This is a genomic window from Bradyrhizobium sp. USDA 327 (genome assembly GCF_041262065.1).
In the GTDB taxonomy this organism is placed as follows: domain Bacteria; phylum Pseudomonadota; class Alphaproteobacteria; order Rhizobiales; family Xanthobacteraceae; genus Bradyrhizobium; species Bradyrhizobium liaoningense.
The window spans coordinates 3,369,923-3,388,722 of the sequence record NZ_JBGCCW010000001.1 but is presented as its reverse complement, the minus strand read 5'-3'; the positions used below and the strand labels follow the sequence as shown (position 1 = coordinate 3,388,722).

Here is an 18,800-nt window from a genome sequence, read left to right as displayed (position 1 = left end):
CAATCCAAGACATGAGGCATGATGCGGCCCGACCGCTTCATGCCGAAGCCGGACCGCGACGGGGTGGAATGGCGCAGCCGATCTTCTTCACAAAACCGCCTGCCACAGCGTTGGCCGATATCGCCACGCTGACCAAGGCGCAGCTGGTCGACCCCGCGAGGGGCGGCCATGTCATTACGGGCCTGGCGTCGCTCGACGAAGCCGGCCCGATGCATCTGGCATTCTTCGACAATCTCAAATATGCCGAGCAGCTCAAGGCAACCAGGGCGGGCGCTTGTCTGGTCAGTCCGCGTTTCGAGGCGGAGGTGCCCGCACATGTGGCCGTGCTGCGGGTGGCGCAGCCGTTCCGCGCCTTCGTCAGGATCGCGCGCGAATGGCACGGGGACGCGCTGAGGCCGCAATCCTGGGTCGGCAATGACGGTATCGCGCCCTCGGCGATCATCGATCCCTCGGCCCGGCTCGAGGACGGCGTGATCGTCGATCCCCTGGCCGTGATCGGCCAGGGCGTCGAGATCGGCAGCGGCACCGTGATCGGCGTCGGAGCGGTGATCGGCCCCGGCGTCAAGATCGGCCGGGACTGCAACGTCGGCGCCCGCACGGCGATCCAGTGCGCCCTGATCGGCAACAACGTGCTGATCCATCCCGGCTGCTCGATTGGCCAGGACGGTTACGGCTTCATCTTCTTCGGCCCCGAGGGCCATCTGAAGGTGCCGCAGACCGGGCGCGTGCTGATCCAGAACAACGTCGAGGTCGGCGCCAACACCACGATCGACCGCGGCTCCTTGCGGGACACCGTGATCGGCGAGGGGACCAAAATCGACAATCAGGTCCAGATCGGCCACAATGTGACGATCGGCCGGCACTGCCTGCTGGCGGCACAGATCGGCCTCGCCGGCAGCCTGACCATCGGCGACAACGTGGCGCTTGGAGCGAAGGTTGGCATCAACAATCACCTCAAGATCGGCGACGGGGCTCAGGTCACCGCCATGAGCGCGGTCAAGGACGACATTCCGCCGGGCGGCCGCTGGGGCGGGCATTTCGCCAAACCGACCAAGCAGTGGTTCAAGGAGATCATCGCGGTGGAGCGCCTGGTACGCGACAGCAAGGCCGAGCCGAAGGACGAGGGACGGGAATGACGGCGGAATCACCTGTTAAGTTCGAGCTGGTGGATATCAACGCCATCCTCCAGACCCTGCCGCACCGTTTTCCGATGCTGCTCATCGACCGCGTGATCAACATCCGCGCCGATTACAGCGGCATTGGCATCAAGAACGTCACCTTCAACGAGCCGGCGTTCCAGGGGCATTTCCCCGAGCGCCCGGTCTATCCCGGCGTCATGATGATCGAGGCGATGGCGCAAACCGCGGGCGTGATCGGCATCAAGTCGGTCGAAGGCACCGAGAAGCCGCGGGCGGTGTATTTCCTCACCATCGACAAGTGCAAGTTCCGCAAGCCGGTGCTGCCCGGCGACACCATCGAATATCACATGCGCTCGCTCGGGCGCCGCAAGGCCATGTGGTGGTTTCACGGCGACGCCAAGGTCAACGGGCAGGTCGTCGCGGAGGCCGATGTCGGCGCCATGCTGACGGACTGAGCGGCCAGATGCTCCCGCATGGGCCTCACGCGCGACAATCGTAACGGCTGCCGGCCGTCTCTCGCCTGATATTCTGGTTGAAGAACTGGCCCATGGACGGCGCGCCCAGGAGGCGTTCGACCGTGTCGGCCGTCACGCCGCAATAGCGGTCATAGGCGCCGTCAGCCGCGACGACGAGATCCTGCCGCGCGCGATCGTAACAGACCCGCTGAAGCACCGTGCTCCTGGTGATGTCGCGGCACTCGAACGTGCCGAGATCGATGAGCTGGCGTTCACCGGTCTCGACCGTCTCGGACACGATCGGTGTACCGGCGAGCTGTGCAAGCAGAAGGACCAGGGCCCTGACCACGATAGCTGAAGCTCCGTATGAACATGTTGATGGGCCGGCAGGACCGCTTCATCCGGCACTTGAAATACGCCGAGATGATACGTCACTGGACAGATCGGGCATAGTCGCGCTAACGAGCGGAAAACCAAGCGACTTCAACACATAACCAGACCTTCTTGACGAGTAAGATTGGCTTGATGAGCAAGATTGATCCCACCGCACGGATCGCGGACGGCGCCGTGATCGGCGAGGGCTCCGAGATCGGACCCTATTGCATCATCGGCCCGAACGTCGTGATCGGCGCGAATTGCAGGTTGATCGGACAGGCCACAATCATCGGCCATACCTCGGTCGGGGACGGCTGCGTGATTTCGCCGTTCGCCGTGCTCGGCGGTGCGCCTCAGGATCTCAGCTATAGGGGCGAGCCGACCCGGCTTGAGATCGGCTCGGGCTGCACCATCCGGGAAGGTGCGACGATGAATGTCGGCACCATCAAGGGCGGCGGACTGACGCGCGTCGGCAGCGGCGGTTACTTCATGAACAACAGCCATGTCGGCCATGACTGCATGGTCGGCGACAACGTGATCTTCGCGACGTCAGCAACACTCGGCGGCCATTGCGAGATCGGCGATGCCGTTTACATCGGCGGCCTTTCTGCTGTGCACCAGTTCACCCGCATCGGCTCCTATGTCATGGTCGGAGGTGTCTGCGGTGTGCGCGACGACGTCATCCCGTATGGGCTCGTCAACGGCCAGTACGCGGTGCTGGAGAGCCTCAACCTGATCGGCATGAAGCGTCGCAAGTTCACCAGGCAGCGGCTCGCGACCGTGCGCGCGTTCTACCAGAAGCTCTTCCACGGGCCCGGCACGTTTGCGGAGCGTCTGGAGGCGGCGCGGCCGCTCGCAGGCGAAGACCCCGCGATCGCCGAAATCCTCGACTTCATCGGCAAGGGCAAGCGTCCGCTCTGTCTCCCCGCCATCGCGAAGTGAGTCCGGGATGGCCGCGGGCATGACATCGGCGGCTTCGCAGGTTTCATCACCGGTCGGCATTGTCGCCGGCGGCGGCGCCATGCCGTTCGCGGTCGCCGAGTCGCTCGCCGCGCACGGCATTACGCCAGTGCTGTTTCCGCTGCGCGGGGCCTGCGATCCCGTGCGGGTGGAGAAATTCCGCCATCGCTGGATCTCGGTCGGCCAGCTCGGCCGCGCGATGCGGCTGTTTCGCGAGGAGGGCTGCCGCGACCTGATCTTCATCGGCACGCTGGTGCGGCCCTCGCTGTCGGAGATCCGTTTCGACGTCAAGACGCTGCGCCTGCTCGGCAACGTCATCCGCGCCTTTCGCGGCGGCGACGATCATCTGTTGTCCGGTGTCGGCCGCATGCTCGAGCAGGACGGCTTTCGCATGGTCGGCATCAAGGACGTCGCACCGGATCTCCTGATGCCCGAGGGCTGCATCAGTCGCGCCTGGCCCAGCGACACCAGCAAGGCCGACATCGAGCGCGGGCGCGCGGTGCTGACCGCGCTCGGTCCGTTCGACATCGGCCAGGCTGCCGTGGTGATCGACGGCCATGTCGTGGCGGTCGAGGACATCGAAGGAACCGATGCGCTGCTCGCCCGCGTCGCGCGGCTGCGTGAGGAGGGCCGCATCCGTGCCGCCACGGGCCGCGGCGTGCTGGTGAAGGCGCCGAAGAGCGGCCAGGATCTGCGCTTCGACCTGCCGACGATCGGCCCGCGGACGATAGAGGGCGTCGCGGCCGCCGGCCTTGCGGGCATCGCCGTCATTGCCGGCAACACCATTGCCGCGGAGCCGCAAGCGATGATCGCGCTTGCCGACGCCAAATATCTCTTCATCATCGGCCTGCCCGCGTGATGCAGGGGCGCGATCCCATGCGCAAGATCTTCCTGATCGCCACGGAGGAATCCGGCGATCGGCTCGGCAGCGCCTTGATGAAGGTGCTGCGCCAGCGCCTCGGCGACGGTGTGCAGTTCGTCGGCGTCGGCGGCCGCACCATGGCGCTCGAAGGGCTCGAATCGCTTTTTCCGATCGAGGAGCTGTCGATCGTCGGCTTTGCCGCGGTTGTGCAGCAACTGCCGAAGATCCTGCGGCTGATCCGAGAGACCGCTGACGCGGTGGCCGAGGCCGCGCCCGACGCCCTCGTCATCATCGATAGCCCCGACTTCACCCATCGCGTCGCGCGGCGCGTGCGTTCGCGCAGTCCCGGAATCCCGATCGTCGATTACGTCTCGCCGCAGCTCTGGGCGTGGCGGCCGGGCCGCGCACGGACCATGCTCGGTTATGTCGACCATGTGCTCGGCCTGCTGCCGTTCGAGCCGGAGGAATACCGCAAGCTCGGCGGGCCGCCCTGCAGCTATGTCGGCCATCCCCTGATCGAGCAATTGTCCTCGCTGCGGCCGAACGCAGAGGAGCAGGCGCGCCGCGACGGCGCGCCGCCGGTGCTGCTGGTGTTGCCCGGCAGCCGCCGCAGCGAGATCCGGCATCACCTCGACGTGTTCGGCGCGGCGCTCGGCCGGTTGCAGGCGGAGGGGCGCACGTTCGCGCTGATGCTGCCGACCATGCCGCATCTCGAAGCCACCATCCGCGAGGGCATCGCGAATTGGCCGGTCAAGCCGCAGATCGTGATCGGCGAGAACGAGAAGCGTGCCGCTTTCCGCTTGGCCCACGCCGCGCTGGCCAAGTCCGGCACGGTGACGCTCGAGCTTGCGCTGTCGGGCATCCCGATGGTGACGGCCTATCGCGTCGGCGCGATCGAAGCCTTCATCCTGCGCCGCGCGATCCGCGTCTCCTCGGTGATCCTTGCCAATCTCGTGATCGGCAAGGATGTCATTCCCGAGTATCTGCAGGAGGACTGCACGCCGGAGAAGCTGGCGCCGGCGCTCGCCGAGCTGCTGACGGATTCGCCGCTCCGCCGGCAGCAGGTCGAGGCATTCGCCCAGCTCGATCAGATCATGTCGACCGGCAACAAGTCGCCGAGCGAGCTCGCCGCCGATATCGTGCTCGCAACGATGCGTGGGAGCCGGCAGTAAGCGGCTTCGCCCATCCTGCAAATCCCGCAAACGAAAACGGCGCCATCGTGGGATGGCGCCGTTTCGAAAGCCGTGATGGCCGAACTTACTTGCGATCGCCGATCGGCACGTAATCGCGCTTGGTGACGCCGGTGTAGAGCTGGCGCGGTCGGCCGATCTTCTGCTGGGGATCCTCGATCATCTCGCTCCACTGGCTGATCCAGCCGACGGTGCGGGCGACCGCGAACAGCACGGTGAACATCGAGACCGGGAAGCCCATCGCCTTCAGCGTGATGCCCGAATAGAAGTCGACGTTCGGGTAGAGCTTGCGATCGATGAAGTACTGGTCGCTGAGCGCGATCTTCTCGAGCTCCATCGCCACCTTCAGCATCGGATCGTCGCCATGGCCGGTCTCCTTGAGCACGGCGTGACACATCTTCTGCATGATCTTGGCGCGCGGATCGTAGTTCTTGTAGACGCGGTGACCGAAGCCCATCAGGCGGACTTCGGAGTTCTTGTCCTTCACCTTGGCGATGAACTCGGGGATCTTGTCGACCGTGCCGATGTCATAGAGCATGTTGAGCGCGGCTTCGTTGGCGCCGCCGTGCGCCGGGCCCCAGAGGCAGGCGATGCCCGCCGCGATGCAGGCGAACGGGTTGGCGCCGGAGGAGCCGGCGATGCGCACCGTCGAGGTCGAGGCGTTCTGCTCGTGGTCGGCGTGCAGGATGAAGATCTTCTCGAGCGCATCGGCGAGCACGGGGCTCACCTTGTAGTCCTCGCAGGGCACCGCGAAGCACATGTTGAGGAAGTTCTCGGCAAAGCCCAGCGAGTTCTTCGGATAGATGAACGGCTGGCCGACGGTGTACTTGTAGGCCATCGCCGCCAGCGTCGGGATCTTCGCGATCATGCGCATGGAGGCGATCATGCGCTGCTTCGGATCGTTGATGTCGGTCGAGTCGTGATAGAACGCGGCGAGCGCGCCGACGGCTGCGACCATGATCGCCATCGGATGGGCATCGCGGCGGAAGCCCTGGAAGAAGCGGGCCATCTGCTCGTGCACCATCGTGTGATGGGTCACGCGGTGGTCGAAATCCTTCTTCTGCGAGGCGGTCGGCAGGTTCCCGTAGAGCAGGAGATAGCAGGTCTCCAGGAAGTCGCCGTGCTCGGCGAGCTGCTCGATCGGGTAGCCGCGGTATTCCAGCACACCCGCGTCGCCGTCGATATAGGTGATCTTGGACTGGCAGCTCGCGGTCGAAGTGAAGCCCGGATCGTAGGTGAACAGGCCGGACTGGCCGTAGAGCTTGCCGATATCGACGACATCGGGCCCGACGCTGCCGCTGAGGATCGGAAGCTCGTAGTTCTTGTTTCCTACCGTCAGCGTGGCGGTCTTGTTGCTTGGTTTTGCGTCCATCGTAGTCCCCGATGTGTGGTGAAACGGGCCGAAGCCGGAGGCCCCTAGGCAGATCAGGGGGCAGACCGGATGTTCCAGAATGTACGGGGGAGATGGGTATATTATTGCTGTGTGCGCTGCAAGATCGCCGCACGCATGGTCGACTTACGTCGTAGACTGGTCCTTGAGCCGGCCCAGGGTTTCCTGGCGCCCCAGGACGTCCAGAACCTCAAATATACCAGGCGACGTCGTCCGTCCGGTGAGCGCCGCCCTGAGCGGCTGGGCAACCGCGCCGAGCTTGAGACTGTTTTCCTCGGCAAAGGCGCGCAGCGCGGCTTCGGTGGTGGCGCCGCTCCAGGTCTCGACCTTCTCCAGCGCGGAATGAAGCTGGCCGACCAGCCTGCGGTTCTCGGGTGTCAGCACCGCTTGCGCCTTGGGATCGAACTCCAGTGGCCGGTCGGCGAAGATGAAATGGGCGGCGTCGATCAGCTCGATCAGCGTCTTGGCGCGCTCCTTCAGGGCCGGCATGGCCTTGAGGAGCTGCGCGCGCGTGGTGTCGTTTAACTTGGCCTTAAGCTCGTTGCGTCCGGGCACGTGGTCGAGCACGTCCTCGAACATCTTCACGAGCGATTGATCGTCGGTGTGGCGGATGTAGTGACCGTTGAGGCTTTCCAGCTTGGCGAAATCGAAGCGGGCGGCGGCGCGGCCGACGCTGGCGAGGTCGAACGCCGCGATCATCTCCTCGGTCGAGAAAATCTCCTGGTCGCCATGGCTCCAGCCGAGCCGGACGAGGTAGTTGCGCAGCGCAGCCGGCAGGTATCCCATGGCGCGGTAGGCATCGACACCGAGCGCGCCGTGGCGCTTGGACAGTTTCGAGCCGTCCGGGCCATGGATCAGCGGGATGTGGGACATGCTGGGCAGCGCCCAGCCCATCGCATCGTAGATCTGCTTCTGGCGCGCGGCGTTGATCAGGTGGTCGTCGCCACGGATCACATGGGTGACACCCATGTCGTGGTCGTCGACCACCACGGCGAGCATATAGGTCGGGTTGCCGTCGCCTCGGAGCAGGACGAGATCGTCGAGGTTCTCGTTCTGCCAGACCACGCGTCCCTGGACCTGGTCCTCGATCACGGTTTCGCCGGTCTGCGGCGCGCGCAGGCGGATGGTGGGCTTCACGTCTGCGGGGGCAGTCGCGGGATCGCGGTCGCGCCACATGCCGTCATAGAGGCGGGTGCGCCCCTCGGCGCGCGCCTTCTCGCGCATGGCGGCGAGCTCCTCGGCCGTGGCGTAGCAGCGATAGGCCTTGCCGTCGGCCAGCAGCTGCTCGGCGACCTCGCGGTGGCGGGCGGCGCGGGCGAACTGGTAGATGACCTCGCCGTCCCAGCCGAGCTCCAGCCATTTCAGGCCGTCGAGGATGGCGGCGATGGCGGCCTCGGTGGAGCGCTCCCGGTCGGTGTCCTCGATCCGAAGCAGCATCTTGCCGCCGTGCTTCTTCGCATAGAGCCAGTTGAACAGCGCCGTGCGGGCCCCCCCGATATGAAGGAAGCCGGTCGGCGAGGGAGCGAAGCGGGTAACGACGGAATCGGACATTCTTGGCAGGGCCTATGCATTGGAGGCGGTGGTGTATAGCAGGACCGGAGCATAACTAAAGCCCGACGGCGGACATGCTAGGCCTTGGCTCAGCCACGCGAATTTGGCAGAAGGGCCGCTGATTTCCCTACAGGATTTTCGTGATGACAGAACCGGTGGCGACTGAGGTTGGGCGCGATTTCATTCGTGACATCATCCAGGCCGACCTCGATCAGGGCAAGTACAAGGAGATCGTGACCCGGTTCCCGCCGGAGCCGAACGGCTATCTGCACATCGGCCACGCCAAGTCGATCGCACTCAACTTCGGCATCGCCCAGGAATTTCCGGGCCGTTGCCATCTGCGCTTCGACGACACCAACCCGGTCAAGGAAGAGCAGGAATACATCGACTCCATCCAGGCCGACGTGCGCTGGCTCGGCTTCGACTGGGGCAAGAACCTGTTCTTCGCCTCGGACTATTTCGACCGCCTGTACGAATGGGCGGAGCAGCTGATCCGCGACGGGCTCGCCTATGTCGACGACCAGACCCAGGAGGAAATCCGCCTCACGCGCGGCACGCTGACCGAGCCCGGCAAGAACTCGCCGTTCCGCGACCGCAGCGTGGACGAGAACCTCGACCTGTTCCGCCGCATGAAGGCCGGCGAATTCCCGAACGGCGCGCGCGTGCTGCGGGCCAAGATCGACATGGCCGCGGGCAACATCAACCTGCGTGACCCCGTGCTGTACCGCATCCTGCATGCGCATCATCCGCGCACCGGCACCAAGTGGAACATCTATCCGAGCTACGACTATGCGCATGGCCAGTCGGACGCGATCGAGGGCATCACGCATTCGATCTGCACGCTGGAGTTCGAGGACCACCGGCCGCTCTATGACTGGTTCATCGAGAGGCTGCCGGTGCCGTCCAAGCCGCACCAGTACGAATTCGCGCGGCTCAACCTGACCTACACGCTGCTGTCCAAGCGCGTGCTGACCCAGCTCGTCCGCGACGGCCATGTCGCAGGCTGGGACGATCCGCGCATGCCGACCATGGCGGGCATGCGCCGCCGCGGCGTGCCGCCGGCCGCGCTGCGCGAATTCGTCAAGCGCATCGGGGTCGCCAAGGCCAACAGCGTGGTCGACGTCGGCATGCTGGAGTTCTGCATCCGCGAGGAGCTGAACCGCACGGCGCAGCGCCGCATGGCGGTGCTGAAGCCGCTGAAGGTCGTGATCGAGAACTATCCGGAAGGGCAGACCGAGGAACTCGAGGCGATCAACCATCCCGACGACGCTAGCGCCGGCACGCGCAAGATCACGTTCGGCCGCGAGCTCTATATCGAGCAGGACGACTTCATGGAGAACCCGCCGAAGAAGTTCTTCCGCCTGTCGCCAGGCAACGAGGTGCGGCTGCGCTACGCCTATTTCGTCAAGTGCATCGGCGTGATCAAGAACGACGCGGGTGAAGTGGTGGAGCTGCGCTGCACCTACGATCCCGCGACCAAGGGCGGCAACGCGCCCGACGGCCGCAAGGTCAAGGCGACCATGCACTGGCTGCCGGCGGCGGCATCCAGGCCCGCGGAGATCCGCATCTACAACCAGCTGTTCTCCAATCCGAGCCCGGACGCTTCGAACTTCGCGGCCGATCTCAATCCGAATTCGCTGGAGATCCTCTCCGATGCGCGGGTCGAGGCTTCCGTTGCGGAGAGCAATTCGACCGAGCCGATGCAGTTCGAGCGCCAGGGCTACTTCGTCCGTGACAAGGACTCGACCCCCGGCAAACCGGTGTTCTCGCGCACCATCGGCCTGCGCGACACGTTCGCGAAGGAAGTCGCGAAAGGTTGATGCGCAATGAGCAGCGAAGCAGACGCCATCGTTTCCGCCGTCATCGCGAAATGGTGCGCCGGCTTTGCCAAGCTCGACGCCGTGGCGCTGTCGTCGCTGTACTCGACGAACGCGTTCTTCTTCGGCTCCAACCCCAAACTCTATCGGGGCAGGGACGGCGTCGCCGATTATTTCAATGGGCTGCCGCGCTGGCGCGAACCGAGCGCGACCTTCTCCGAGGTGAACGCGGTGCAGGCCAGCCCCGGTCTGATCAACATGGCCGCGACCATCGCGTTCGATCTCGCCGGCGAGCGGGACGATCTCGTCGTCAAGATGAGCTGGGTCCTCATCCGCGAGGACGGCGACTGGAAGATCGTCAATCATCACGCCTCGTCACAGGCGCCGCTGATCTGATTGGCCATCTGCGTCAGTTTTGTCATTCCGGGATGGCCCGAAGGGCCAGGCCCGGAATCCATAACCCCAGCTCGTGGTTATGGATTCCGGGCTCGCGCCAAGCGGCGCGCCCCGGAATGACATCCGAACAAGAACCCGAGGTCTCTTGCTGCGTTGAGGTAGATTCCAAATAAGGATCCCGCCATGCAGAACATCGCAGAGCATATGGAAGTCATCGGCGCCGACGGCGTCCATGTCGGCACCGTCGATCGTGTCGAAGGTAACCGCATCAAGCTGACCAAGAAGGACAGCGGCGAGGGCAGCCACAAGGGGCACCATCATTTCATCGACAAGGGCCTCGTTGCCGACGTCGAAGGCAACAAGGTCCGGCTGTCGGCCAAGGCCTCGGTCGCGGTGACGATGGAAGAGGAAAAGTAGCGCCGCGACGCCCGTTCCTGATCTGTACCGCTATTCGCCCGGTCGCACGTTCCGGTAGCCTCCGCACCCGTCGCGTATCGTAAGGTGCAGGGGAATGGCGGAGCCGGGCCGGCCAGTGCGCTCCCAGGGAGTTGCCGGGACGTGGCCGGTCGGCCGCGCTGCACCGGCTGGCGGCTTTGCGCCGGCGGGCTTTGGCATCTGGCCGGGAATTGTCGGAACGCTGCGCGGATGGGCCCGCGCCGAGGCCGGCCCTGGCCGGCTGCTACCCTGGGTGCCGGTCGCCTTCGGCGGCGGCATCGCGCTGTATTTCGCCGCCGATCATGAGCCGGTGTTGTGGGTCGTTGCGGCGACGGCGGCCGTTCTCGCGCTTGGCGCGGTCGTGCTGCGACGGAGCCGGCTGTTTGCCCTGGCGATCATGCTCGCGGCGGTCGCGGCCGGTTTTGCCGTCGCAACCTGGAAGACGGCGCGCATCGCCCACACCGTGCTGGCCAAGCCGCTCTATTCGGTGTCGCTGTCCGGCTTCGTGGAGGCGCGCGACATCCGCGAGCGCACCGATCGCTTCGTGCTGCGCGTGAGCGCGATGGAGGCGCAGCGCAGTGACGTCAAGCTCGACCGCGTGCGTCTTTCGGTGCGCAAGGGGACGGCACCGGAGGTCGGCAGCTTCGTGCAATTGAAGGCGCGGCTTCTGCCGCCGATCTCGCCGGTGCGCCCCGGCAGCTACGATTTCTCGCGCGACATGTTCTTCCAGGGCATCGGAGCCTCCGGCTTCGTGATGGGAGCGATCACGGCCACACCGCCGCCGGATGCCGTCGGCTCGCGGCTGCGCTACGCGGCCTTCATGCAAGGCTTGCGCGATGCGATCGATGCCCGCATCCGTGCGACGCTCGAAGGCGATGATCGCGCGATCGCGACCGCGCTGCTCACAGGGCGGCGCGACGCGATCACCGCGCCCGTCAACGACGCGATGTTCGTCTCGGGGCTCGGCCATGTGCTGTCGATCTCCGGCTATCACATGGCGGTCGTCGCCGGCGTCGTCTTCTTCGCGGTTCGCGCGCTGCTGGCGCTGATTCCGGGGCTGGCGGCCGGCTTCGCCATCAAGAAATGGTCGGCGGCCGCTGCGCTTGTTGCGGCTGCGTTCTACCTGCTGCTGTCCGGCGCCGAGGTCGCGACGCAGAGATCGTTCTTCATGACGGCGGTGGTTTTGATTGCCGTGATGGTCGATCGCCGCGCCATCACGTTCCGGACGCTGGCGGTGGCCGCGCTGATCGTGCTCGCAGTCGCGCCCGAGGCGCTGGTGCATCCGAGTTTTCAGATGTCCTTTGCGGCAACGCTCGGGCTGGTGGCGCTGGTGCAGATCGGCATGCCGAACCGGCTCGCATCGCCCGATCATTCCGCAACGGCGCGGATCGCGCTGTGGGGCGGCCGCGAGATCGCGATGCTGTTCCTGGCCTCGCTGATTGCGGGGCTCGCGACCACGCCATACGCCGCCTTCCACTTCCACCGCGTGACGCCATACGGCGTGCTCGCCAATCTCGGCGCGATGCCGGTGGTCTCGGCGCTGGTGATGCCGGCGGGGCTGTTGGGGTTGCTCGCGGCGCCATTCGGGCTCGACGGCGCGTTCTGGTGGCTGATGGGGATCGGCATCGAGTGGATGATCGTGGTCTCGCGCTGGGTGGCGGCACTGCCGGGTGCCGTCGGCCGCATTCCCGCGTTCGGGATCGCGCCGCTGATCGCGGCGAGCCTCGGGATCATCGTGATGGGGCTGTTGCGCACGCCCCTGCGCTGGTCCGGGGCCCTGCTGCTGCTTGCCGCGATCCTCTGGGCGATGTCGGTGCGGCAGCCCGACATCCTGGTTGCCGGGGATGGCGCGAGCGTCGCCGTGCGGGGCCGGGACGGGCGGCTGCATGTGATCCGCGCCAGCAAGGATGGCTTCCTGCTGAGGGAGTGGTTGGCTGCCGATGCCGATCCGCGCGATGCCGGCAGCGCCTCGTTGGCCGACGGTGTGTCGTGTGACGAGTCCGGCTGCGTGACGCCGCTCGCGGACGGACGGCTGGTCGCGTTGGCGTTGCGCATCGACGCGCTGGCTGATGATTGCAGCCGCGCCGCGCTGGTGGTGACGGCGCGCCCAGCGCCGCCCGATTGCGCGGCGATGGTGGTCGACAGGCCGCGGCTCGCCAGTCAGGGCGCGCTGGCTCTGACGCGGAGCGGTGACGGCTTCTCGGTTCGGGCGGTGAGGGCGAGAGGCACAAGCCGCCCCTGGCTGCCGGCCGGCGCCGGCGAGGCGGATTTCGACGGCAGCCTTGCGCCGAAGACGGCCGTGCCCCGCAACCGGGACGCAACGCCATCGGAGACGGATTTTCAGGCGGACGATTGAGGAGCGGTGCGGGGGAGGTCGGACCGGATTTCGCAGGACGCAAACCATACCATCTCGCCGGCCTCGGCCGGCGATGGCATTTCATTCCTGGCCCACGACCATCGGCCGGGGCGACGACGTCAGCCGATCGGCAGGCGCGTGATGGTGGACCGCGTGTCGGCGACGATCTGCGGCTTGTGCTCGCGTTCGCCAACCGGCTGGGTCACCGGCAGTTGCAGCACGGTCGCGCGCTGGCCTTCGACGAGCTGTGTCACCAGCACGTATTTGCCGTCGGGGAATTCGATCGCGTCATGATGGCGATCGGGAATGTGCGGGTCGATCTTGCCGAACTTGCCGACGCGGGAGTTCACGGTGCGCGTCCAGATCCAGCGATTGTCGTAACGGACGTTGTCGGCGAAAGCGAGCTCCGTTCCCGGCAGCAGGCAGACCGCGACGGAGAGATCGGCTTCGGAGGCGAAGCCGCGCGTCGAGGTGCCACGGAAGGTTGTCGTGACGATCGTCTCGCCGACTTCGGCGGGGCGCGTCGCGACGGCATGCAGGCTGTAGTCACACATCGGGTGCTCCTCATGCGAAGATAGCAACCCGCACCTCTTTTGGAGGCGCAGGCCTCTATCAGGTGGAAGCACGCAACATTCTGCTTCGTTGTAGGCAAATCTGCGGCTGCGTCCGCAAGCCGCGATCACATTATCTTTCCCGGATTCGATAGGAACAAAGCCGATGCATGCGTATTCGGAAGGCGTGCGTCAGCGCCCCGCGGGCGCCGACCAGCCTGAGTATTGCCAGCTCGCTTGCGGAATGGCGGTGCGATTGTATGGCAGTGGCTTACGTCACTGCTGCTGCGATCGGCGCAGCGACGATCGTCCATGAAACGTCTGGCGCAACACCTGTCCTCGCATTCTCAGGCCGCGAAGCGATCATGCGCCGTGCGGCGTGTCGAGGATGTGGCGCCGAAAGAGGGGGCCGGACAATCTGAGCAGAACCGGAAAAATCATCCAGCCGGAGCGGACAGCGGATCCGCTCCAATAGGTGTCGAACGATCGCAGGACCGCTCAGTACTTGCGGTACAGCCCGATCAGCTTGCCCTGAATCTTCACGCGGTTCGGCGGAAGAATGCGGACCTCGTAGGCGGCGTTGGCGGGCTCGAGCGCGATAGAGGCGCCGCGGCGGCGGAAGCGCTTGAGCGTGGCTTCCTCGTCGTCGATCAGCGCCACCACGATGTCGCCGGTATCGGCGCTCTCGTTGCGCTGGATCAGCGCCATGTCGCCATCGAGGATGCCGGCCTCGACCATCGAATCGCCGCGGACTTCGAGCGCGTAATGCTCGCCCGAGCCGAGCATGTCGGGCGGCACGCTGATGGTGTGGCTGCGGGTCTGCAGCGCCTCGATCGGCGTGCCGGCCGCGATGCGGCCCATCACGGGCACCGCGACGGGACGCTCGCCCTCGTCCACAGGCGGGCTGGAGGTCGCGCGCACCTTGCCGAGATTGCCCTCGATGACGCTCGGCGTGAAGCCGCGGCGGCTGCCGGCGGCGGCCTGGAGCTCGGGCAGCTTGATCACCTCGATGGCACGGGCGCGGTTGGGCAGGCGGCGGATGAAGCCGCGCTCCTCGAGCGCGGTGATCAGGCGATGGATGCCTGACTTCGAGCGCAGGTCGAGCGCATCCTTCATCTCGTCGAAGGACGGCGGCACGCCGCTTTCCTTCAGACGTTCGCTGATGAACCGTAGAAGCTCGTATTGTTTGCGCGTCAACATCTCGACGAAAGTCCCCCGGTTGATGTCGTTCGATTCCGAGACGAGGAGTTCAGCGATAAGCTGCTACACGTTCGAAACAAATCATGAACGGACACTATATGTTCGATATGTGTTCCGCAACTGCTTAATTTACGGTGAACAGAGCGAAGCTCGCGCGATGCGTGTGGCCGTGCAGCTCAGGCGGGCAGGCGCAGCACCTCGCAAGGCGTGCCGGCCTCGGCCCTCGGCGCGAACGGTGCGCGCACGAGAAGTACCTGCGCCGCAGCGAGATTCGCAAGCAGAGAGGAGTCCTGATGGCTGACGGGATGGGCAACGAGCGCGCCGTCGTCACGCTGTTCCAGGCGCGCACGCAGATAATCCTCGCGCTGGTCGTTGGCACCGAGATCGCGGCCCAGCACGGCGCGCTCGCGGTGATGATGGATCACTGAACGGCCCGACAGGGCGCGAATCAGCGGCACCATGAACAGGAAGGCGCACACGTAAGACGACACGGGATTGCCGGGCAGGCCGATCACGCGCATTGCGCCGAGCCGTCCGTGCATCATCGGCTTGCCGGGCCGAATCGCGATCTTCCAGAACGACATCGAGATGCCTTCGTCCTTGAGCGCCTGCTGGACCAGATCGTGGTCGCCGACCGATGCGCCACCGGTCGTGATCAGGATGTCGGCGCCGCTCTCCCGGGCGCGACGGATGCCGGCGGAAGTGGCCTCCAGCGTATCGGCGGCAACGCCGAGGTCGATGGTCTCGGCGCCCTCGCTGCGGGCGAGCGCGTGCAGGGCATAGCCATTGGAATAGACGATCTGCCCGTGACCGGGCGTGGTGCCGGGCATCACCAACTCGTCGCCGGTGGCGAGGATCGCGACCCTCGGACGGCGGCAGACGGCGAGATGCGGGTGATTCATTCCGGCGGCCAGCGCGAGATCGCGCTCCGTGAGACGGCTTCCCTTGCGGAGCAGCACGTCTCCCTCGCGGAAGTCGACGCCGGCGGGGCGGATGTGCCGCCCGGAAATCGCGGCTTCCTTGATCGTGACAAGCTTGCCTTCCGCGACGGTGTCCTCCTGGATCACGACCGCATCGGCGCCGTCGGGAACGACGCCGCCGGTGAAGATCCGCACGGCTTCGCCGGGGCCAACCCTTCCCGCGAACGGGCGACCCGCCGCGACCTCGCCGACGACCGCGAGCCTGGAATCGACCGTTGCCGCGTCGGCCGCGCGCACGGCATAGCCGTCCATCGCCGACATGGCCTCCGGTGGCTGCGTGCGCCGCGAAGCGACGTCGCGCGCAAGCACGCGATGGTAGGCCTCATCGAGGGAAACCATCTCTTCAGGCAGCGGCTCTGCACCCGCCAGCACCGCGGCAAGCGCGTCAGAAACGGGCATGAGGGCCACGGGCGGAAACTCCTGCAAATCGTTGGCGAGAGTTCTAGCCGAGTGCAGGCGCGAGGCAAAGCAGCACACAGGATGATTTATCCTGCGCGATTTCCGTCGTGGGCAGGGAGCTCAAGTCCGCCGCGGCATGATCCGGACGGCGAGACAGACCGGCACGAGGATAGCCATGGCGAGGACGAGAATGACGAGCACCACGGCCAACATCGCTCAACGTCCTGTCGGATCGCTCGGACCGACGTCCGGTGCCACGTCGGGAGCTCTGGGATCCTGATCCTTGTCGGGCAGCGGATCGGCCAGGGACTTCAGGTCGGCCGCCTTGCTGATCAGCTTGGCGGAGAGGTCAGAATCCGAGGTGGTTCTGGCGAATTCAAGCAGGAGAGAGGCTTGCTTGGTGAGATAGGTTTTGCCCAGCACGTCGATCAGTCCGATGTAGAAATCCCAACAGACTCATGAGTCCGAAGGGTGGTACTCCGTTCCCGGAACTCCGTATAAAAATGCACAAAGGGGTTGGGTTCCTCATCCTCCGCAAATTTGGCTCCGGGAACCGAGGGCATGACCTGTCGCGGCGACTGCCTGGCATTCAGATGCCAAGCGCCCTCAACGCGTTCCCGACGTCGCCGGGCGACGTCACGTGCACGGCGTTCAAGCCGACAGCCCGCTGAGGCTCGGCGGCCAAACTGGTGTAAGCTCTGCGGCATACGTTCTCTTGAAGCGAGGAGCGCCCATGACACGAAAAATTCTCATCATGGGGCTTCCGGGCGCGGGTAAGACGACGCTCGCCAATATTCTGGCGCCGCTGCTCAATGCAGTTGTTTTCAATGCGGACTCGGTTAGGGCCAATATATCGAGAGACCTCGGCTTTAGTCACGAAGATCGCGTTGAACATGCCCGCCGCATGAGCTGGATGTGTGACCGGGTAGTCGAAGCGGGAGGAACGGCGATCGCGGACTTCATTTGCCCGACGGAGGAAACGCGGGCTGCATTTGGTTCTAGTTTCACGATTTGGATTGATCGCATTCAGGAGAGCCGATACGCAGACACCAATCGCATGTTTACACCGCCCAGCCATTTTGATGTGCGCGTCAATGCGGATGGCACTGTCCGATATTGGGCGGAGCAAGTGTTGGCACGCCTGCGACCGGCATTTGATCCACAACTGCCGACCGCGCTGTTCATCGGCCGCTATCAGCCGTTTCACCTTGGCCATCAGCGCCTGATCGAAGAGGGCCTGCGTCGTGTCGGCCAGGTGTGCATCGCTGTTCGCGATACGCACGGAATCGATCAGAAAAACCCGCTATCGTTCTTCGCGGTGAAGCAACGGATCGAAGCTGCGCTGTCGGCCCATGTAGGCCGCTTCATTGTCCTGCCGATGCCCAACATTACCAATGTCTATTACGGACGCGACGTTGGTTACGCAGTCGAACGCATCGTGCTCGACGAGGCAACGGAAGATATCTCCGCCACGGACCTGCGTCGGATGAGTGCAGCGCCGATGCCCCGATAATCGTCGTCAAGCGCTGCCGTCGGTCTCGAGCGGATCGTGAGTGATGAGGTTCAGAATCTCGTCGGAGGTGAAGCCGAGCGCCATCGGCCGCACCACATCCGGGACCACGCCGAGATCGTAGAGTTCCGTCACAGATCCATCGATACGGAACCAATGAACGCACGCACCCGTATCGAGATCGATGATCTGCACCCCGCACCATGGCTCCGAATCGGCCTCGGCGAGCCTGCGGTCGAGGGCCAGCCCTTCAAAGCGCTCGTAGCGTGGTTTTGACAGCCCCACGAATGCGTACCTGCCATGGAAGGCGAGCCCGCGCACGAAACCCGGACAGAAGGCGAGCACCCGAAATCGCCCATCTTCCGCCGAGGCGCAGCGCTCGATCCAGCCGATCTCGCCGGTTCCGGAGTTCAGCAACCACAATCTGCCGCGACACATGCGCGGAGAATGGGGCATTGAGAGCCCTCCGAGAACGACGGCGCCGGACTGCACGTCGATGACGATGCCGCCATTGGCGCGCCGGTCGCGCCAGCCATCGACGGTGTCGGATTTGCTGACCGCCGTCACGTAGCGTGGCACGCCGGCTTCCATGGCGAGTCCATTCAAGTGGCACCGATCCTCTTTGACGATCTTCGAAATGAAAGAAGGCTTCCAAAATGGCGTGAAGCTGTGCCGCTCGGATGTCGTGGCAAGGCAGTTATAGAGCGTATTGACGAAGACGATGCCGCCATCTTTCGTCAAGCCGATGTCGTGAACGTCGAGCTCGCCGGTGATGAATAGTTCACGCGGGACGTAGCATGCATCATGCAGATCGTTGATTGTCTGCTCGCGCTTGAGCACGTTCCTGAACTTGACGATCTGGAACAGTGTGGCGAGAAGAATGGTGTCTCGATCCGCGACGCAGATTCCCATCGCTTTGTGAAAAAAGCGCTCATGCACCAGAAGTCCGCCATCGACGTTCTGCCCGATCAGATAGAACTTGCCTGATTGATAGGACGAAACGGCGAGTGCGATGCGCTCTGAACCAAGAAAGGACGGCAGCCCTGGCGACATGGAATACTTGACCGCGTCGCCGCCGCGCTTGCCGCCCTGCTCAGCGGCAGCGTCCGTGCGCAGTCGATCGGCAGGTCGCTCGATCACTTCGTTGCCTGTGATGCTCCTGGATAACGTCAACACTAGCCGAGTTCTTGCGGAAACACCAAGCCGAGTCTCGCCCGACCCGGCTGCTACTAGC

Annotated in this window: 18 protein-coding genes; 10 read left to right on the top strand and 8 right to left on the bottom strand. The window is 65.0% G+C overall.

The window, feature by feature from the left end:
- Positions 1 to 68: 68 nt before the first annotated feature.
- Together lpxD and fabZ are read left to right on the top strand one after the other, a co-directional pair.
- A complete protein-coding gene (gene lpxD, locus ABIA42_RS15590; protein WP_370112591.1) occupies positions 69 to 1,136 on the top strand; it encodes a UDP-3-O-(3-hydroxymyristoyl)glucosamine N-acyltransferase in 1,068 nt (355 codons plus the stop codon).
- The gene (gene fabZ, locus ABIA42_RS15585; RefSeq protein WP_024341283.1) at positions 1,133 to 1,594 is read left to right on the top strand and encodes a 3-hydroxyacyl-ACP dehydratase FabZ; all 462 of its coding nucleotides are present in this window, start codon (positions 1,133 to 1,135) and stop codon (positions 1,592 to 1,594) included. The genes lpxD and fabZ overlap by 4 nt, the downstream gene beginning before the upstream one ends.
- A 25-nt stretch (positions 1,595 to 1,619) precedes the next feature.
- Here fabZ and ABIA42_RS15580 read toward each other — a convergent pair whose 3' ends face one another.
- A complete protein-coding gene (locus ABIA42_RS15580) occupies positions 1,620 to 1,943 on the bottom strand; it encodes a KTSC domain-containing protein (RefSeq protein WP_271528148.1) in 324 nt (107 codons plus the stop codon).
- A gap of 176 nt (positions 1,944 to 2,119) precedes the next feature.
- Between ABIA42_RS15580 and lpxA the strand changes: the two genes are divergently transcribed.
- Genes lpxA through lpxB form a run of 3 tightly spaced genes read left to right on the top strand, consistent with a single transcriptional unit; the run spans position 2,120 to position 4,963 of the window.
- Positions 2,120 to 2,911 (top strand): acyl-ACP--UDP-N-acetylglucosamine O-acyltransferase, encoded by a 792-nt coding sequence (gene lpxA, locus ABIA42_RS15575; RefSeq protein WP_271528149.1) that lies wholly within the window; start codon positions 2,120 to 2,122, stop codon positions 2,909 to 2,911.
- Between the two features lie 19 nt (positions 2,912 to 2,930).
- On the top strand, positions 2,931 to 3,788 hold the full coding sequence (locus ABIA42_RS15570) for an LpxI family protein (protein ID WP_158626710.1): 858 nt from the start codon (positions 2,931 to 2,933) through the stop codon (positions 3,786 to 3,788).
- Positions 3,785 to 4,963 (top strand): lipid-A-disaccharide synthase, encoded by a 1,179-nt coding sequence (gene lpxB, locus ABIA42_RS15565; protein ID WP_370112594.1) that lies wholly within the window; start codon positions 3,785 to 3,787, stop codon positions 4,961 to 4,963. The genes ABIA42_RS15570 and lpxB overlap by 4 nt, the downstream gene beginning before the upstream one ends.
- 85 nt (positions 4,964 to 5,048) lie before the next feature.
- On the opposite strand, the gene gltA is transcribed toward lpxB, so the two are convergent.
- Together gltA and gltX are read right to left on the bottom strand one after the other, a co-directional pair.
- Positions 5,049 to 6,353 (bottom strand): citrate synthase, encoded by a 1,305-nt coding sequence (gene gltA / locus ABIA42_RS15560; protein WP_124158115.1) that lies wholly within the window; start codon positions 6,351 to 6,353, stop codon positions 5,049 to 5,051.
- Positions 6,354 to 6,497: 144 nt separating this feature from the next.
- Positions 6,498 to 7,922, bottom strand: coding sequence for a glutamate--tRNA ligase (gene gltX / locus ABIA42_RS15555; RefSeq protein ID WP_271528156.1), 1,425 nt, complete (start codon positions 7,920 to 7,922; stop codon positions 6,498 to 6,500).
- Positions 7,923 to 8,065: 143 nt separating this feature from the next.
- Here gltX and ABIA42_RS15550 point away from each other — a divergent pair, with 143 nt between their 5' ends.
- From ABIA42_RS15550 to ABIA42_RS15535, 4 genes are all read left to right on the top strand, one after another.
- Complete coding sequence (locus ABIA42_RS15550) at positions 8,066 to 9,742, top strand: glutamine--tRNA ligase/YqeY domain fusion protein (protein WP_370112596.1); 1,677 nt, start codon at positions 8,066 to 8,068, stop codon at positions 9,740 to 9,742.
- A 6-nt stretch (positions 9,743 to 9,748) separates the two neighbouring features.
- Positions 9,749 to 10,135, top strand: coding sequence for a nuclear transport factor 2 family protein (locus tag ABIA42_RS15545; RefSeq protein WP_370112598.1), 387 nt, complete (start codon positions 9,749 to 9,751; stop codon positions 10,133 to 10,135).
- 183 nt (positions 10,136 to 10,318) lie between these two features.
- Positions 10,319 to 10,552, top strand: coding sequence for a DUF2171 domain-containing protein (locus tag ABIA42_RS15540; protein WP_024341296.1), 234 nt, complete (start codon positions 10,319 to 10,321; stop codon positions 10,550 to 10,552).
- Between the two features lie 94 nt (positions 10,553 to 10,646).
- On the top strand, positions 10,647 to 12,926 hold the full coding sequence (locus tag ABIA42_RS15535; RefSeq protein WP_370112600.1) for a ComEC/Rec2 family competence protein: 2,280 nt from the start codon (positions 10,647 to 10,649) through the stop codon (positions 12,924 to 12,926).
- Between the two features lie 119 nt (positions 12,927 to 13,045).
- Here ABIA42_RS15535 and ABIA42_RS15530 read toward each other — a convergent pair whose 3' ends face one another.
- From ABIA42_RS15530 to ABIA42_RS15515, 4 genes are all read right to left on the bottom strand, one after another.
- Positions 13,046 to 13,480, bottom strand: a complete 435-nt coding sequence (locus ABIA42_RS15530; RefSeq protein WP_027574385.1) for a hypothetical protein — start codon at positions 13,478 to 13,480, stop codon at positions 13,046 to 13,048.
- A 495-nt stretch (positions 13,481 to 13,975) separates the two neighbouring features.
- A complete protein-coding gene (gene lexA, locus ABIA42_RS15525) occupies positions 13,976 to 14,677 on the bottom strand; it encodes a transcriptional repressor LexA (RefSeq protein ID WP_028177622.1) in 702 nt (233 codons plus the stop codon).
- A gap of 176 nt (positions 14,678 to 14,853) precedes the next feature.
- Positions 14,854 to 16,065: a gephyrin-like molybdotransferase Glp gene (gene glp / locus ABIA42_RS15520; RefSeq protein ID WP_370112603.1), complete on the bottom strand. Its 1,212-nt coding sequence runs from the start codon at positions 16,063 to 16,065 to the stop codon at positions 14,854 to 14,856.
- Between the two features lie 207 nt (positions 16,066 to 16,272).
- Positions 16,273 to 16,479 (bottom strand): hypothetical protein, encoded by a 207-nt coding sequence (locus ABIA42_RS15515; protein ID WP_271528162.1) that lies wholly within the window; start codon positions 16,477 to 16,479, stop codon positions 16,273 to 16,275.
- Between the two features lie 310 nt (positions 16,480 to 16,789).
- On the opposite strand from ABIA42_RS15515, the gene ABIA42_RS15510 reads away from it, so the two are divergent.
- Positions 16,790 to 17,569 carry an adenylyl-sulfate kinase gene (locus ABIA42_RS15510; RefSeq protein WP_271528163.1) on the top strand — a complete coding sequence of 260 codons (780 nt, stop codon included), beginning with the start codon at positions 16,790 to 16,792 and terminating at the stop codon, positions 17,567 to 17,569.
- Between the two features lie 6 nt (positions 17,570 to 17,575).
- On the opposite strand, the gene ABIA42_RS15505 is transcribed toward ABIA42_RS15510, so the two are convergent.
- Positions 17,576 to 18,706 (bottom strand): TIGR03032 family protein, encoded by a 1,131-nt coding sequence (locus ABIA42_RS15505; protein WP_370112605.1) that lies wholly within the window; start codon positions 18,704 to 18,706, stop codon positions 17,576 to 17,578.
- Positions 18,707 to 18,800 lie beyond the last annotated feature (94 nt).